Source organism: Maribacter stanieri (assembly GCF_900112245.1).
GTDB lineage: Bacteria > Bacteroidota > Bacteroidia > Flavobacteriales > Flavobacteriaceae > Maribacter > Maribacter stanieri.
Genome location: NZ_FOYX01000005.1, coordinates 109,508 through 125,373, shown reverse-complemented (window position 1 = coordinate 125,373; position 15,866 = coordinate 109,508). Strand labels below are relative to the sequence as shown.

The window sequence follows — 15,866 nt, the reverse complement described above, 5'->3', positions numbered from 1 at the left end:
ATTCATTTTCTTAGAACCCTAATAGGAACCGATTAAATGAAAACTAAAAAAGCCCGGATATATATCCGGGCTTTTACTTTTAATCCTTTATCAGGATCTATAATAAGAAATTACTTCTTCTTAGAATCAGCTTCCATCTTATCTTTCAACGCTTGTAGTGCATCGTTAGCATCACCTAAAGTAGGCTTAGCTTCATCTGCGCTAGCCGCTTGTCTTTTGACAGCTGCCTTAACATTACGTTGTTCTTCTTCACGGAAAATAGCAGTATGACTAGCTACAACACGCTTGAAGTCTTTATTGAACTCAATAATCTTGAATTCAGCTTCATCGCCTTTACCTAGTTTCTTACCATCTTCTTTCTCTAAATGACGTTGAGGAATGAATGCAGTAATATCTTCGTTAAATTCAATTGTTGCACCTTTATCAACTACATCAGAAATGGTTGCCGTATGAACCGTACCCAAAGCGAATTCAGTTTCATATTTATCCCAAGGGTTTTCAGTAGTTTGTTTATGACCTAAACTTAACTTACGACCTTCAACATCTAATTCTAATACTTCAACTTCTAAAGTATCGCCTACGTTAGTAAACTCAGATGGATGCTTGATTTTCTTAGTCCAAGAAAGATCAGAGATGTAAATTAAACCGTCAATACCTTCTTCTAGCTCAACAAAAACACCAAAGTTTGTAAAGTTTCTTACAATACCTTTATGTTTAGAAGCTACAGGATATTTAGTTGTAATATCAGTCCAAGGGTCTGGAGTCAATTGCTTGATACCAAGAGACATTTTACGATCTTCACGATCCAATGTCAATACAACCGCTTCAACCTCATCACCAACATTTACGAAATCCTGTGCAGAACGCAAGTGCGTAGACCAAGACATTTCAGAAACGTGGATAAGACCTTCAACACCTTCAACAACTTCGATGAATGCGCCATAATCAGCTATAACAACTACTTTACCTTTTACTTTATCACCAATCTTAATTTCATCAGATAAAGCTTCCCAAGGATGCTTCTCTAATTGCTTAAGACCTAATTGTATTCTAGATTTGTTTTCATCAAAATCAAGAATTACAACATTTAATTTCTGATCCAATTCAACAACCTCGTTCGGGTGGTTGATTCTGCTCCAAGAAAGGTCAGTAATGTGAACTAAACCATCAACACCACCAAGATCAATAAAGACACCGTAAGAAGTAATGTTTTTAACAACACCTTCTAATACTTGTCCTTTTTCAAGTTGGCTAATGATTTCTTTCTTCTGTTCTTCAATATCAGCTTCAATAAGAGCTTTATGAGAAACAACAACGTTTTTAAATTCGTGGTTGATCTTTACAACCTTGAATTCCATTGTTTTGTTAACATACTGATCATAATCACGAATAGGCTTAACATCAATTTGAGAACCTGGTAAGAAAGCTTCAATACCAAATACGTCAACGATCATACCACCTTTAGTTCTGCATTTAACAAAACCACTAACGATTTCTTCTTTGTCATGAGCCGCATTTACACGGTCCCAAGCCATAATAGTTCTCGCCTTTCTGTGAGATAATACTAATTGACCACTTTTATCCTCACGAATATCGATCAATACCTCTACTTTGTCACCAACTTTTAAACCTGGGTTGTAACGAAATTCGTTTAACGAAATTACACCTTCAGATTTTGCATTGATATCAATAATAGCTTCTCTATCTGTGATATAAACTACCGTTCCCTCAACTACTTCCTCATCGGCAGTATCAACGAAATTTTCGGCTACTAAACTTTCAAATTCCTTTAATTTAGAATCATCAACACGCTCAATTCCTTGCTCGTATTTTTCCCAATTAAAGTTTTCTAAAAATTCTTGTGGATCTTGCTGTGGAGTTTCAACAGCTTGTTGTGTTGCTTCAGTAGTAGCTTCTACCTCTGCGTTTGTTTTTTCTTCAGCCATTTGCTGATTAATAATTTGTATTTCATAACCTTATCAAGACTTAGGCAACGACTATGAAAGTTGTTATAATTATTTGTTTATCTAATCCCTTCTCTCTTGACTTCCTTGCGAAAAAGGTGTGCAAAAATAATCATTTTATTTAAATTAGACAACTCAACTAATTATGTTTCATTCATTTATCGATTATGGCACGATTTTGGAATAAAATATTATAAATATGCGTAACTTAGAAGCATAAAATTAACCATTAAAAATTATAATTATGAGTGTTAAAGCGAAGTATCAAGGTCTTTTAGACTTAGGTGAGCAATTAGGTATAAAGGACGGTAACGTTACTGTTGAAGGTGATGTTCTTAAAATAAAAGGACAAGCAAAAACTCCTTATGAAAAAGACCTAATGTGGGATAAAATTAAGCAAATAGGTGGCGAAAGTCCTTCTGATATAAAAGCTAATATTACCGTTGAAGATGAATCTGTATATCACAGACACGTTGTTAAGGGTGGTGAGTCTTTAAGTAAGATAGCTAAGCATTACTATGGTGATCCTATGAAGTACAAAGCTATATTTGAAGCTAACACTGGTGTTTTGAAAAACCCAGATGTTATTCATCCAGATCAAGTATTGGTTATTCCAAACAACTAGTATATATAATATATATTAAAAAAGAGGTTAGCAATGCTAACCTCTTTTTTTATGCTTGACTTTCTATAACTCGAAGGGAATGTTCATACATTCTTTGAAATTGATCTTCTAAACCTAAATCACTATTATCAAACTCTATAGCGTCTTCAGCTCTTTTTAAAGGTGATATTGCACGATTACTATCAATATGATCTCGTTTTTGAACATTCTCCAGAATATCTGCATAAACAATATCCTCTCCTCTATCCAATAATTCTTTATATCTCCTTACCGCACGTTTCTCTGGTGATGCTGTCATAAAAATTTTAAGTTCAGCATCTGGGAATACCACTGTGCCAATATCCCTGCCATCCATAACAATACCTTTATCAACACCCATTGCTTGTTGCATAGCTACCAATTTCTCTCGCACAGCTGCTATAACAGAAATCTGACTCACATTTTTAGACACGGACATTGTTCTTATTTCCTTCTCTACATTTTCGCCATTCAAATACATTTCGGCAAAACCTAAATTTGAATTAAAAACAAATTTTAAGTCTATATCATCTAAAGTTTTAATCAATGAATCTTCATCAATTTTATCTTCCTCTATAAACCCGGACCTCATAGCAAACAAGGTTACGGCGCGGTACATTGCACCTGTATCTACATATATATAATGTAACTTCTTAGCTAATTGTTTAGCTAAAGTGCTCTTGCCTGTAGAAGAGAAACCGTCAATTGCTATTGTTATTTTTTTCATTCTAACATAAATATAAAGAAAAGAGAATTTATAACTCCTTGGCGTTTTTTACTTTAACATCTGTAATTGCAATATCTATAACCTCAGACATTTCTTTTACATAATGAAAAGTAAGTCCTTTTAAGTATGATTCTTTAATCTCCTTAATATCGCGCTCATTGTCGGCACAAAGAATAATTTCCTTTATACGGGCTCTTTTAGCAGCTAGAATCTTCTCTTTGATTCCACCTACAGGTAATACCTTTCCACGTAACGTAATTTCACCTGTCATAGCCAAGCTCTTTTTAATACGTTTCTGAGTAAATAAAGAAACCAATGATGTCAACATGGTTATACCGGCACTTGGCCCATCTTTTGGCGTTGCTCCTTCTGGCACGTGAATATGTACATTGTAATTTTCAAATACAGTAGGATTAATATTAAACCTTTCTGCATTAGACTTTATGTATTCCATTGCAATAGTAGCCGACTCTTTCATCACCTTACCAAGATTACCGGTAATACTCATAGTTCCTTTACCTTTTGAAAGTATCGATTCTATAAATAGAATATCACCACCTACACTTGTCCACGCAAGACCAGTTACAACACCTGCAACCTCATTGTTTTCATATTTGTCTCGCTCCATTTTGGGTGCTCCCAAAATTTCAATAATATCTTCGTTGCTTACCTTTTTATCATATTCTTCCTCTGTAGCAATAGATTTAGCTGCATAACGTACCATTTTAGCAATTTGCTTCTCTAAAGAACGAACTCCAGATTCACGGGTATAACCCTCCACAATTTTTTCTAATTGTGGTTTGCCAATTTTTAAGTGGCTAGTATCTAAACCATGCTCAGTCAATTGTTTTGGCAATAAATGCTTTTTAGCTATTTCTACCTTTTCCTCAATGGTATATCCACTTACATGAATAATCTCCATACGATCTCTCAATGCTGGCTGTATACTACCTAAATTATTGGCTGTAGCAACGAACATCACTTTAGAAAGGTCATAACCTAACTCTAAAAAATTATCGTGAAAATCGCTATTCTGCTCAGGATCTAACACTTCTAACATTGCAGAAGATGGATCACCTTGATTACTATTCGATAATTTATCTATCTCATCTAGTATAAAAACCGGATTTGATGTACCTGCCTTTTTAAGACTTTGAATTATTCTACCTGGCATAGCACCAATATAGGTTTTTCTATGCCCTCTAATTTCAGCTTCATCACGTAAACCACCTAATGACATTCTAACGTACTCTCTACCTAATGCTTCTGCAATAGATTTTCCCAATGAAGTTTTGCCAACACCCGGTGGTCCGTACAAGCATAAAATTGGAGATTTCATATCGTTTCGCAACTTTAATACCGCTAAATACTCAATGATTCTCTTCTTAACATCTTCTAAACCAGAATGATCACGATCTAGAATTCTTTGTGCTCGTTTTAAATCGAATTTATCTTTTGAATACGATTTCCAAGGTAAATCCAATAATAAATCTAGATAGTTTCTTTGGATCGAATATTCAGCCACTTGCGGATTCATCCGCTTCATTTTTGATAGTTCTTTCTCAAAATGCTCTCTTACCTTCTTGCCCCATTTCTTCTTTTTAGATTTGACTTTCATCTCCTCTAATTCCTCATCATAAGAAACCCCACCTAATTCTTCTTGAATGGTTTTCATTTGCTGATGCAGAAAGTACTCTCTTTGCTGCTGGTCCAGGTCATTTCTAACCTTAGACTGAATATCATTCTTAAGCTCTAATTTCTGCATTTCAACATTCATATATTTCAATGTTGCCAATGCTCTTTCTTGCAAGCTTCCTATTTCTAGTAAATCTTGTTTTGCTTTTACATCTAAATTTAGATTAGAAGAAACAAAGTTTATAAGGAATGAATCGCTTTGAATGTTTTTAATAGCAAATGAAGCCTCACTAGGAATATTAGGGTTATCCCTAATTATTTTCAGCGCCAATTCTTTGATCGACTCAATAATAGCCATGAACTCTTTATCGTTCTTTTCAGGTCTTATCTCTTTAGTCTCCCTTACTGTAGCTGTTAAATAAGGCTTTTTAGTTAACACCTCTGCAACCTCAAAACGTTTTTTACCTTGAATGATTACAGTTGTATTACCATCTGGCATTTGTAGAACACGCAAAATTTTTGCGACTGTACCCAAAGTATTAATATCCTGTACATCAGGATTTTCAGTTTCCTCGTTTTTTTGAGATACTACGCCAATTACTTTAGAACCATTATTGGCATCTTTTATTAAACGAATACTCTTATCCCTTCCTGCAGTAATAGGTATTACTACACCAGGAAAAAGAACTGTATTTCTTAAAGGCAAAATCGGTAAGGTTTCTGGTAGCGTTTCACTATTCATTTGTTCCTCATCTTCTGGGGTCAATAGTGGTATAAGCTCAGAATCTTGATCGATTCCCTGTAAGGACATGTTGTCAAAATTTGAAAATTTAGAATCTCCCATACTCATATATCGGTCATTCTGTCATTAAACCAACAGAATTTTATTTTTATAAATTATACATAAATGCCGTAAATGCAATGAAAACTAAGCTATTATAGCTTTTAACACCTTCATTTGCACCTATGTATTTCAATTCTTGTGCCAAGTGAAAAGAATCATTTTAAAAATTAAACAGAATAGAAATAAAGAATAAAATCATATTAATTCTAACAAACTGTAACAAACCGTAAATTGAATCATCTTTCAATAAAACCAATCACTTTTTGAGCCAACAAAGAGAACATATTGATGAGCTAGTGCAATTGTGCATGGCCGGTAAACAGAGTGCACAGCTAGAAGTGTATAACAGGTATTACAAGGCTATGTTCAACACATCAATCAGAATCGTAAAGGACACTGCCCAAGCAGAAGACATTATGCAAGAATCGTTTTTAAGCGCATTTACGAAACTGCATACTTTTAAAGGTGAAGTAACTTTTGGATCCTGGTTAAAACGCATTGTTATTAACAACAGCATACATCAATATAGAAAGCAACAAAAAAAGAATGAAGTTGCTTTAGATGAAGTATTGTACAAGGTCGAAGATAATGACGGAATTGCATCTGACCATGTGTTTACAGAACTAAAGGCTCAAAAAGTGATGGAAACCATGAAAGATTTAAAAGACAATTACAGAATTTCTTTGACCTTACATCTAATTGAAGGGTTTGATTATGATGAAATCAGCGAAATCATGAACATTAGTTATGCCAATTGCAGAACTACTGTTTCACGAGCTAAAGAAAGTTTAAGAAAGAAATTAATACTCGCAGTCTAATGAAGAAAGATACTATTGACGAGCTTTTTAACAAGCTACAGGATACTATAGATTATGCGGAACCCAAAAATGGGCACCAGCAACGTTTTTTAGAAAAATTAAATGAATCTAAAGGAGCAACAAAACTTACACCAAAGAAAAATAATTCTTGGTTACTATTTTTATCTGTTGCCGCATCAATCGCTATTTTATTATCTGTAGGCATATTTCAACTTAATACTGCTAGTAGCATTGATGATAAGGTTGCCGAAATTTCACCTGAAGCTTCTAAGACCCAATTTTATTTCGCCAATTTAATCGAAGAGCAAATCAACGAACTGAATTCTGAAAAATCACCAGAAACAGAAAAAATAATTAATGACACCATGACCCAATTGAAAAAGCTTCAATTGAATTACACCAAAATGGAACAGGATCTTTTAAACGGTGGTAATAGTAAACTTATATTAAGTGCTATGATTACCAATTTCCAAACCAGAATAGACCTTTTAAACGAGGTAATGATACAAATTGAAAATATTAAATCAATTAAAAAATCGAATGATGAAAACTATACTATATAAATATACCTGGCTATTATTATTAGCATTTACCACTGTAGCCAATGCCAACGATACTGATTTTGATGGCAAGCATACTAGAGAAAAGACCATTAAAAAAGAATTTAATGTCAATGCTAATGCATTGCTAAAAATCAACAACTCATACGGTAATTTAAATATTACTTCTTGGAACGAGAATAGGGTCGTTATCGAAGTTCATATTAAAACCAATGGTAATAACGAAGAAAAGGTTCAGAAAAAACTAGATGAAATTTCAATTGATTTTGAAGCCAGTAGCGAACGTGTTTCTGCAGAAACTATTTTCAATAAAAGTAGTAATGGCTGGGGATGGAGCTGGGGAAACAACAACAATGTTAACATGCAGATCAACTACACCATAAAAGTTCCTGTAAAAAACAATGTTGATCTTAGTAATGATTATGGCAACATTATTCTTGATAGAATTGACGGTCATGCTAGAATTAATTGTGACTATGGTAGACTTGAGTTGGGTGAACTTAGAGGTCGAAACAACCGTTTAAACTTCGATTATACTTCTAAGTCTACAATTGGGTATATCAATAGTGGAGAAATAAGAGCTGACTACTCTGGTTTCACCATAGAAAAAGCAGGAAATCTTGCTATTAATGCAGACTATACCAACGCTAGTATTGGCATTATGGATAACCTAGAGTATACGAGTGATTACGGCAATATGGATATTGACGAATTAAAGAGTATTGATGGTAACGGCGATTATATTACTGTAAAATTAGGTACCGTACATGGTGATGTTTCTATTGTTGCCGACTATGGATCTATAAGAATAGAAGAACTTGCCGCTGATGCTGGCGATGTAAATATTAGAACTGACTATACCGGAATCAAAATTGGATATCATAGTGAATACCATTTCGATTTCGATATTTCGACCAGTTATGCAGGAGTTAGTGGAAAAGATGACTTTACCATAAACATCAGTACAGAAAAATCTTCGGACAAACACTATGAAGGTTTTTATGGGTCTAAAGGAAGTGGAAATAAAATAACGCTATCAAGTGACTATGGCGGAATCAGTTTTACCAAAAAATAATCAATCAATCAATTAAATATGAAAATCATGAGAAAATTAAGTGTATTAGTATGTGCAGGTCTACTATCCTTATCTTGTTCTGCCCAATGGGGAAAAACAATTAAAGGAAATGGAAATAATGTAACCATAGAAAGAAGCACCGGAGATTACGACGGTGTAGCGGTTTCTGGCTGGTTTGATATAGATTTAGTTGCAGGTAGTGAAGGTGAGATTACGCTAGAAGGTGAAGAGAATCTATTAGAATATATCATTACCGAAGTTAAAGATGGCAAATTGGTTATTAAAACGGAAAAAGGTGTCAATCTTAAATCTAGTAACTGGAAGTCTGGAATTCATATTACAGTGCCGATAGAATCTATAAGTTCTGTGGCCATGTCAGGTTCCGGAGATATTGTTGGTAAAACAAAAATTAAAACAGACAAATTCAGTACGGCAATGTCTGGTTCTGGTGATATTACGTTAGATATCGACACTAACTCTATATCAGCTACAATGTCAGGTTCAGGGGATATTACCCTTAGCGGTAACACTACTGATTTTGAAGCAACTATATCAGGTAGTGGGGATATTGAAGCATATGGCCTTGAGGCTGATAATGTTGAGGCAACCGTTTCTGGATCTGCAGACATACAAGTAACTGCAAATAAATCTATAAAAGCGCGTGTATCTGGATCGGGTGACATCTCTTATAGAGGCAATCCTGAAAAAGTAAATACAAAAACCTCTGGTTCAGGAGATATCTCTAAAGGGTAAAGTATAAAATCAAAATAGCGAACAATCAATTCAATTAAGCCTCTTTTAAAGGGGCTTTTTTGTTTCATTAACCCTAAATAGCAATATAATACCGCCTAAAAAGAATACGAACAAAAATAGAATGGCATATCTCATATTGCTTACTTGATCTATTATAGCAAAGAGTGCCATACCTATAACAATACCTATTTTTTCAGCTACATCATAAAAACTAAAATACGATGTAGTATCTTCTGTTTCCGGTAAAAATTTTGAATATGTTGATCTCCCTAAAGATTGTACACCTCCCATTACCAAACCGACAAAACCGGCTGCAATATAAAACTGAATAGGTGTTACCATAAAGTAAGCATAAACACATAATAGCATCCAAATAGCATTTACAACTATTAGCGTTTTAATATTACCATATTTTTCTGATGCTTTGGAGGTAATAACAGCACCAATTATGGCTACCAATTGTATAACCAATACACTAATAATTAAACCTGTAGTCTTTTCACTTGCAGAAACCCATGCAATTTCTTTTTCTCCGAAATATACTGCGACTAGCATAATTGTTTGGACAGCCATACTAAACACAAAAAAAGCGTTTAGATAACGTTTTAGTCTTTCATTTTCTTTCAATTGACCCCAGACAACTTTAAGTTCCTTTAACCCATTAAACACAATATCTTTAGTTATTTTGTGCCCTTTACCTACTCCCTTTGGCAGCACCCAAAATGTATATTGACTAAAAATCAACCACCATAATCCGACTGTTATGAATGATATTCTCATCGCTTCTACCTTAGCCAAGTTTAGTGAATCTTCAGTTTCACCAATATCAAACCCAAACAACTCTGGTTTCATGACCATGGCCAAATTCAATAACAACAATAGAACACTCCCAAAATAACCTAATGAAAATCCTTTTGCGCTAATACTATCTTGTTGATCTTCAAACGCAATATCTGGCAAATACGAATTGTAAAAAACTAGACTCCCCCAATACCCTATTAATCCCATAAAATAGAACAACAGACTAAGATGAATATGCTCTAGATCAAACCAATACAACCCAATACAACCCAAACTACCTGTATAGCAAAAAAACTTCATGAACATTTTCTTATTGCCAACATAATCTGCTATACCAGATAATACAGGCGACAAAAATGCTACAACAAGAAAGGTGAAAGCAGTAACTATTGAAATGAGAACGGTCTGCTTCATATCAAAACCAAATGCAGTAACCAATTCATCTTTAGTCGAGAATAGTGTAGAATAATAGATAGGAAAAATTGAAGATGCTATAGTTAATGTATAAACCGAATTAGCCCAATCATAAAAGGCCCATGCATTCAATAATTTTTTACTCCCTTTTAGATCTAATGTTTCTCCCATATATAAAAAATAAAAGCCGTTCATTTCTGAACGGCTTCAATATACAATAATCCTTAACGTTTTATTGGAATTTAGTCACTCCAAATTTAGCTGCTTCTGCCGCGGCATCTGGTGCCCAAGCTGTTAGATTATTAATTCTTGTATCATTAGAAGGGTGCGTACTCATAAATTCTGGTGGTGCTTGGCCCCCGCTGTTTGCCTTCATGCGTTTCCACAATTCTGCTGCTTCGTAAGGATCGTAACCTGCAATGGCCATAATTTGTAATCCAATTCTATCTGCTTCAGTTTCGTGACCTCTACTAAAAGGTAACATACCTAAATACTGTGTACCCACACCATAAGCCTGATTAAATAAGCCTAAAGTTTGTTGATTTTTAATTGCTACATTACCGGCAACAGCTCCTACTTGTTGTAAAGTACCAGCACTCATACGTTGTGCTCCATGGTCTGCTAAAGCATGTGCAACTTCGTGCCCCATAACTACCGCAACACCTGTTTCAGTTTGGGTAATAGGTAATATTCCTGTATAAAATACAATTTTACCACCTGGCATACACCAAGCATTTACAGTCTCATCGTTTACTAAATTGTATTCCCAAGAATAATCTTTTAAGTAACCTGGGTAACCATTTGCAGTTAACCAACGCTCTGCCGCAGAAGAAATACGTTGCCCTACCCTTGTAATCATTTGAGCATCGCTTGTACCTGTTACTACTTTATTTTCAGTTAAAAACTGATCATATTGTGCGAATGCAGATGGAAACACTTGACTGTTTGGATAAAAGTTCAAAGTTTTCTGCCCTGTAAAAGGGTTTACTTTACAGGCTGAAACGCCTATAAAGACTAGTACTATTAATAATAATTTTTTCATGTCCTTATTTTAAAGTTAATGGTATAAGCTACAAAGTTATTGTTTTCCTGATAAATGCAATAAAGTAAAGTTTTTGTTTATTCGTAAATCATCACTATTATTTACAGATAAACTCTCTATTGAGATTTCCTCATTATCAACCATAACATTCACAATCTCAAAAGGCAAACCATGAAAACTTAACCTTACCATCTCATATTCAGTATCAAAAGTACCGTCTTTAAACAACTGAATGGTCAGGGAATTCTCTTTACCCGTCAATTTATAATTACTTAAAGAATACCTACCCTTTTTGTAATCATAACCATTATTTGCATCTTCATATACCTCAGAAGCTTCTGTACCTTCTTTATAATATACTTCTAAAACTAATTCTTCAATTTTCTTTTCCCCTACATATTGCTGAACAGGATATTTAGGAATTATAGCTCCAGCTTTTACAAAAATCGGAAGCATGTCTATCTCTGCAGCCACCCATTTTTCTTTGCCTCCTGTTACATGTTCGTTAGTCCAAAAATCATACCAGTCTCCACGTGGTATATACATTCTACGACCTTGCGCGTTGGGCTCTTGTATTGGACACACCAATATTTTTTCACCAAAAATGAACTCATCTGTTCTAAAATGCGTCTGACTATCTTCTTGGTCAAAAAACACTAAAGACTGCACCATTGGAATGTTCTCTTTCGTGTACTTATAGAACATAGTATATAAGTAAGGTAATAATTGATACCGTAGTTCCACATATTTTCTTACGATATCAGTAATTTCAGAACCGAACGACCATGGTTCTTGATCACCATGATCTCCACTTGAATGTACCCTACAAAATGGATGGAATATTCCTAATTGTACCCATCTAGCAAATAGTTCGCCATCTGGTTGTTCTGCAAATCCACCAATATCAGACCCCACAAAAGAATAGCCACTTAAGCACATGCGTTGTACCTGTACGTTGGCTATCCACAAATGTTCCCATGTAGCCACATTATCTCCTGTCCACGTAGAAGAATATCTTTGTGTTCCTGCAAATGCAGCTCTTGTTATTACGAATGGTCTTTTAGGATATACATATTTTTTGACCCCTTCATAAGTAGCCCTAACCATTTGCATTCCATATACATTGTGCGCTTTTCTATGCGTACAAGGGTGACCATCATAATTATGTCTTGTATCTAAAGGGGCTGTTTTTGTAGGTACCTCCATTACCGCTGGTTCGTTCATATCATTCCAGACGGCATGTACACCTAGGTCAGACATAAATTCTTTATATAATTCTGCCCACCATTCTCTGACTGCAGGGTTGGTAAAATCAGGAAAATTACATTCTCCAGGCCACACCTTACCATGCATTAACGGTCCATCTCCCCTTTTACAAAAATAATCGTTCTCTAAAGCTTCATTATAAATCCAATAATCTCGATCCACTTTTATACCTGGATCAATCATTACTACGGTTTTAAAGCCATCTTCTTCCAATTCGCTTATCATCCTTTTAGGATCTGGAAAATGGTTCTTATCCCATGTAAAACATCTAAACCCATCCATGTAATCTATATCCAAATAAATGGCATCACACGGAATTCGATGTTTTCTAAAATCACTAGCTATTTCTTTTACATTACTTTCTGGATAATAGCTCCATTTAGACTGATGAAAACCTAATGCCCACATTGGAGGCAATTCTGGAGTACCGGTAAGACTAGAATAAGAGCTTACCACTTTTGACATATCTGGACCAAAAATGAAATAATAATTCATCTCGCCACCGTCTGCCCAAAAATTAGTTATGTTTCTACGTTCTTGTGAAAAATCAAAACCAGTTCTAAAACTGTTATCAAAATAAATACCGTAAGCTTTACCTTTATTTAAGCCTACGTAAAACGGAATTGCTTTATATAATGGGTCTTGCTCTTTAGCAAAAGCAAATTGATCGGTCACCCAATTTTCTACTCTTTTTCCTTTTAAATTACTATGCATGGCTTTATCTCCCATGCCGTAAAAACTTTCTCCAGATTGCGTTATTTTACTAAGCTTTACAGTATTACCACCATACTCGTAGTTTTCTTCCCAGTGAAAACCTAGTTCATCTTCATTTATAATAGTACCTTCTAAATCTGAAATTTGAGTACGTAATGTTTTTTTATCTACCAGTATATTTAGCCTTGCAGTAGATATTATATATTCCGTATCATTCTCCACTACCTCTAACTTACTATAACCCATAGTGGCGTCTGGGTCTATACCATAAGAAAAATCTGGCTCAAAGTTATAATTGGTAGCGTATCTAAAACGTATTATACTACCCCTTAAAATTGTTATTTGTAAGACAACACCGTTGTCTGTCGTGAAGTATATTTTATCTGAGTCTTGTGAAAATTCAACGATGTGGTTTGGATATAAATTACCTTTATATTCAAGCTCTGTATTTGTAATCATTAACTTATGAATTAAAAAATATCAAATTAATAGTACTACAGAAATACCTTATAGTGGTCTAAACGAAGACCTATTTATTACAAGTTATTTCAGTATCACAATTCCTAAAGGCGGAATCGTTATTTCAATCGACTTCTCATGTCCGTGAAAAGGCTTGGTAGAGCTCTTTATTTTATTATTCACATTGCCGCCTCCACCATACTTGGCGTTATCACTATTTAAAACCTCTTTAAGTTTTCCTTTTTTAGGATTACCTATTCTATAATTTTCTCTGGGTATAGGTGTAAAATTACATGCTATAATTAAATCGTTTTTAATATCATGCCCTTTACGAACATAGCACAATACAGAATTTTCATGATCACTATAATCTATCCATTGAAAACCTTCTGGACTAAACTGCTTTTCATATAACGCAGGAGACCCTTTGTACAAATGATTTAGATCTTTTACAAAATCTTGTATGCCTTTATGACCATCATATTGCAATAAATGCCAGTCTAAACTTGTTTCAAAATTCCACTCTGCAGTTTGTCCAAATTCGCCGCCCATGAACATTAAATTAGTTCCTGGGTGGGTAAACATGTACCCGAATAACAACCTCAAATTTGCAAATCGCTGCCATTCATCACCTGGCATTCTATATACTAATGACTGCTTTCCGTAAACCACCTCATCATGGGAAAACGGCAACATAAAGTTCTCTGTAAAAGCATAGGTCATACTGAAGGTTAAATCATTCTGATGATGCTTTCTATATATTGGTTCTTTTTGAAAAAACTGTAACGTATCATGCATCCAGCCCATCATCCATTTCATTCCAAAGCCTAACCCGCCATGTGCTACAGGTTTAGATACTCCAGAAAAAGCAGTGGATTCTTCGGCAATTGTCTGTACACCATCAAAATTGGTATACACCGCCTCATTCAATTCTCTAATAAAAGATATTGCCTCTAAATTTTCATTATTACCATATATATTTGGCTCCCACTCCCCTTCTTCTCTAGAGTAATCTAAATACAACATAGATGCAACCGCATCTACTCGTAAACCATCTACATGAAATTGATCCAACCAAAAGATAGCATTGCTTATTAAGAATGCCCTAACTTCATTTCTTCCATAATTAAAAATGAGACTCTTCCAATCTGTATGGTAGCCTTTTCTTCTATCTGGGTGTTCATATAAATTAGAACCATCAAAGAAACCAAGTCCGTGAGCATCTTCTGGAAAATGAGATGGTACCCAATCTAAAATTACACCAATGTCATTTTGATGAAAAGTATCTACCAACATTTTAAAATCTTCTGGTGATCCAAACCTTGATGTAGGCGCAAAATATCCTGTTAATTGATATCCCCAAGACGGATCATAAGGATACTCCATAATTGGCATGAATTCTACATGGGTATACCCCATTTCCTTCACATAATCAACTAGGTCTATTGCAAACTCTTTGTAGGTTAAAAATTTATTCTCCGCATTTTTCTTCCATGAACCTAAATGCACCTCATAAACGGAGTAAGGTTTATCTAAACCGTTTTTGTCTTTTCGATAACCCATCCAAGCGTCATCCTTCCAATCATGCTCAGAAGTCCATATAATAGATGCTGTATTTGGTGGATGTTCGCAATATTTAGCAAAAGGATCTGCTTTTTCTGTCCAAATATCATTATTGTTAGATTGTATCTTATACTTATAGATTTCACCTTTTCCAATATTAGGAATAAAGCCTTCCCAAATACCACTAGAATCCCAGCGAACATTTAGTTGATGCTCTTGAACATCCCAAGAATTAAAATTACCTACAACAGAAACTGTTTTCGCAGATGGAGCCCAAACGGCAAAATAAGTTCCTTTTACGCCATCCACTTCAACTAAATGCGAACCCAGTTTTTCATAGAGTCGATAATGCTTACCTCCCTTAAAAAGATTGATATCAAAATCAGTGAATAATGAGTGAACTATTACGTTAGGCATATAAAAGGTTATTTTGGTAAAGCTAATCATCTTTTAAAGACGGTCGACTTCAATTCATTTTTGTTGAAAATATAGCAGTTAATATCCGATTTAAATATCTAAAAACCAAAAATGGAACGCTTTTTGAAACATACAATCAAGATTTAATCTCAAACCGAATAATTATAACAT

The 15,866-nt window shown here is 34.6% G+C and carries 12 protein-coding genes; 5 read left to right on the top strand and 7 right to left on the bottom strand.

The genetic code is table 11. The features are described from left to right. Positions 1–110: 110 nt before the first annotated feature. Positions 111–1,946 (bottom strand): 30S ribosomal protein S1, encoded by a 1,836-nt coding sequence (gene rpsA, locus BM296_RS18485; protein ID WP_027067739.1) that lies wholly within the window; start codon positions 1,944–1,946, stop codon positions 111–113. A gap of 262 nt (positions 1,947–2,208) precedes the next feature. On the opposite strand from rpsA, the gene BM296_RS18480 reads away from it, so the two are divergent. Beyond that, complete coding sequence (locus BM296_RS18480; RefSeq protein ID WP_027067740.1) at positions 2,209–2,589, top strand: LysM peptidoglycan-binding domain-containing protein; 381 nt, start codon at positions 2,209–2,211, stop codon at positions 2,587–2,589. Positions 2,590–2,638: 49 nt separating this feature from the next. Here the strand turns inward: BM296_RS18480 and cmk are convergent, their stop codons facing one another. Both cmk and lon read right to left on the bottom strand, forming a co-directional pair. Further along, positions 2,639–3,334: a (d)CMP kinase gene (gene cmk, locus BM296_RS18475; RefSeq protein WP_091905528.1), complete on the bottom strand. Its 696-nt coding sequence runs from the start codon at positions 3,332–3,334 to the stop codon at positions 2,639–2,641. A 28-nt stretch (positions 3,335–3,362) separates the two neighbouring features. Beyond that, a complete protein-coding gene (gene lon, locus BM296_RS18470) occupies positions 3,363–5,813 on the bottom strand; it encodes an endopeptidase La (RefSeq protein ID WP_091905525.1) in 2,451 nt (816 codons plus the stop codon). Between the two features lie 263 nt (positions 5,814–6,076). Between lon and BM296_RS18465 the strand changes: the two genes are divergently transcribed. Genes BM296_RS18465 through BM296_RS18450 form a run of 4 tightly spaced genes read left to right on the top strand, consistent with a single transcriptional unit; the run spans position 6,077 to position 9,019 of the window. Further along, positions 6,077–6,631: an RNA polymerase sigma factor gene (locus BM296_RS18465; RefSeq protein ID WP_091905522.1), complete on the top strand. Its 555-nt coding sequence runs from the start codon at positions 6,077–6,079 to the stop codon at positions 6,629–6,631. Next, positions 6,631–7,194 (top strand): hypothetical protein, encoded by a 564-nt coding sequence (locus BM296_RS18460; protein WP_091905519.1) that lies wholly within the window; start codon positions 6,631–6,633, stop codon positions 7,192–7,194. Before BM296_RS18465 ends, BM296_RS18460 begins: the two co-directional genes overlap by 1 nt. Then, positions 7,175–8,266: a DUF4097 family beta strand repeat-containing protein gene (locus BM296_RS18455; protein WP_091905603.1), complete on the top strand. Its 1,092-nt coding sequence runs from the start codon at positions 7,175–7,177 to the stop codon at positions 8,264–8,266. Before BM296_RS18460 ends, BM296_RS18455 begins: the two co-directional genes overlap by 20 nt. A 27-nt stretch (positions 8,267–8,293) precedes the next feature. Beyond that, on the top strand, positions 8,294–9,019 hold the full coding sequence (locus BM296_RS18450) for a head GIN domain-containing protein (RefSeq protein WP_091905601.1): 726 nt from the start codon (positions 8,294–8,296) through the stop codon (positions 9,017–9,019). Positions 9,020–9,064: 45 nt separating this feature from the next. Here BM296_RS18450 and BM296_RS18445 read toward each other — a convergent pair whose 3' ends face one another. The 4 genes from BM296_RS18445 to glgB all read right to left on the bottom strand — a co-directional run bounded on the left by BM296_RS18445 (position 9,065) and on the right by glgB (position 15,695). Beyond that, the gene (locus BM296_RS18445) at positions 9,065–10,405 is read right to left on the bottom strand and encodes an MFS transporter (RefSeq protein WP_091905517.1); all 1,341 of its coding nucleotides are present in this window, start codon (positions 10,403–10,405) and stop codon (positions 9,065–9,067) included. A 61-nt stretch (positions 10,406–10,466) separates the two neighbouring features. Beyond that, positions 10,467–11,276 (bottom strand): M48 family metallopeptidase, encoded by an 810-nt coding sequence (locus tag BM296_RS18440; protein WP_027067748.1) that lies wholly within the window; start codon positions 11,274–11,276, stop codon positions 10,467–10,469. A gap of 36 nt (positions 11,277–11,312) precedes the next feature. Further along, a complete protein-coding gene (locus BM296_RS18435; RefSeq protein WP_091905515.1) occupies positions 11,313–13,715 on the bottom strand; it encodes a glycoside hydrolase family 31 protein in 2,403 nt (800 codons plus the stop codon). Between the two features lie 84 nt (positions 13,716–13,799). After that, complete coding sequence (glgB, locus tag BM296_RS18430; protein WP_091905598.1) at positions 13,800–15,695, bottom strand: 1,4-alpha-glucan branching protein GlgB; 1,896 nt, start codon at positions 15,693–15,695, stop codon at positions 13,800–13,802. Positions 15,696–15,866 lie beyond the last annotated feature (171 nt).

Excerpts from the sequence above, each read along its gene's own strand:
- rpsA (WP_027067739.1), bottom strand. The coding sequence starts at position 1,946 with ATGGCTGAAGAAAAAACAAACGCAGAGGTAGAAGCTACTACTGAAGCA.
- BM296_RS18480 (WP_027067740.1), top strand. The coding sequence starts at position 2,209 with ATGAGTGTTAAAGCGAAGTATCAAGGTCTTTTAGACTTAGGTGAGCAA.
- cmk (WP_091905528.1), bottom strand. The coding sequence starts at position 3,334 with ATGAAAAAAATAACAATAGCAATTGACGGTTTCTCTTCTACAGGCAAG.
- lon (WP_091905525.1), bottom strand. The coding sequence starts at position 5,813 with ATGGGAGATTCTAAATTTTCAAATTTTGACAACATGTCCTTACAGGGA.
- BM296_RS18460 (WP_091905519.1), top strand. The coding sequence starts at position 6,631 with ATGAAGAAAGATACTATTGACGAGCTTTTTAACAAGCTACAGGATACT.
- BM296_RS18455 (WP_091905603.1), top strand. The coding sequence starts at position 7,175 with ATGAAAACTATACTATATAAATATACCTGGCTATTATTATTAGCATTT.
- BM296_RS18450 (WP_091905601.1), top strand. The coding sequence starts at position 8,294 with ATGAGAAAATTAAGTGTATTAGTATGTGCAGGTCTACTATCCTTATCT.
- BM296_RS18445 (WP_091905517.1), bottom strand. The coding sequence starts at position 10,405 with ATGGGAGAAACATTAGATCTAAAAGGGAGTAAAAAATTATTGAATGCA.
- BM296_RS18440 (WP_027067748.1), bottom strand. The coding sequence starts at position 11,276 with ATGAAAAAATTATTATTAATAGTACTAGTCTTTATAGGCGTTTCAGCC.
- BM296_RS18435 (WP_091905515.1), bottom strand. The coding sequence starts at position 13,715 with ATGATTACAAATACAGAGCTTGAATATAAAGGTAATTTATATCCAAAC.
- glgB (WP_091905598.1), bottom strand. The coding sequence starts at position 15,695 with ATGCCTAACGTAATAGTTCACTCATTATTCACTGATTTTGATATCAAT.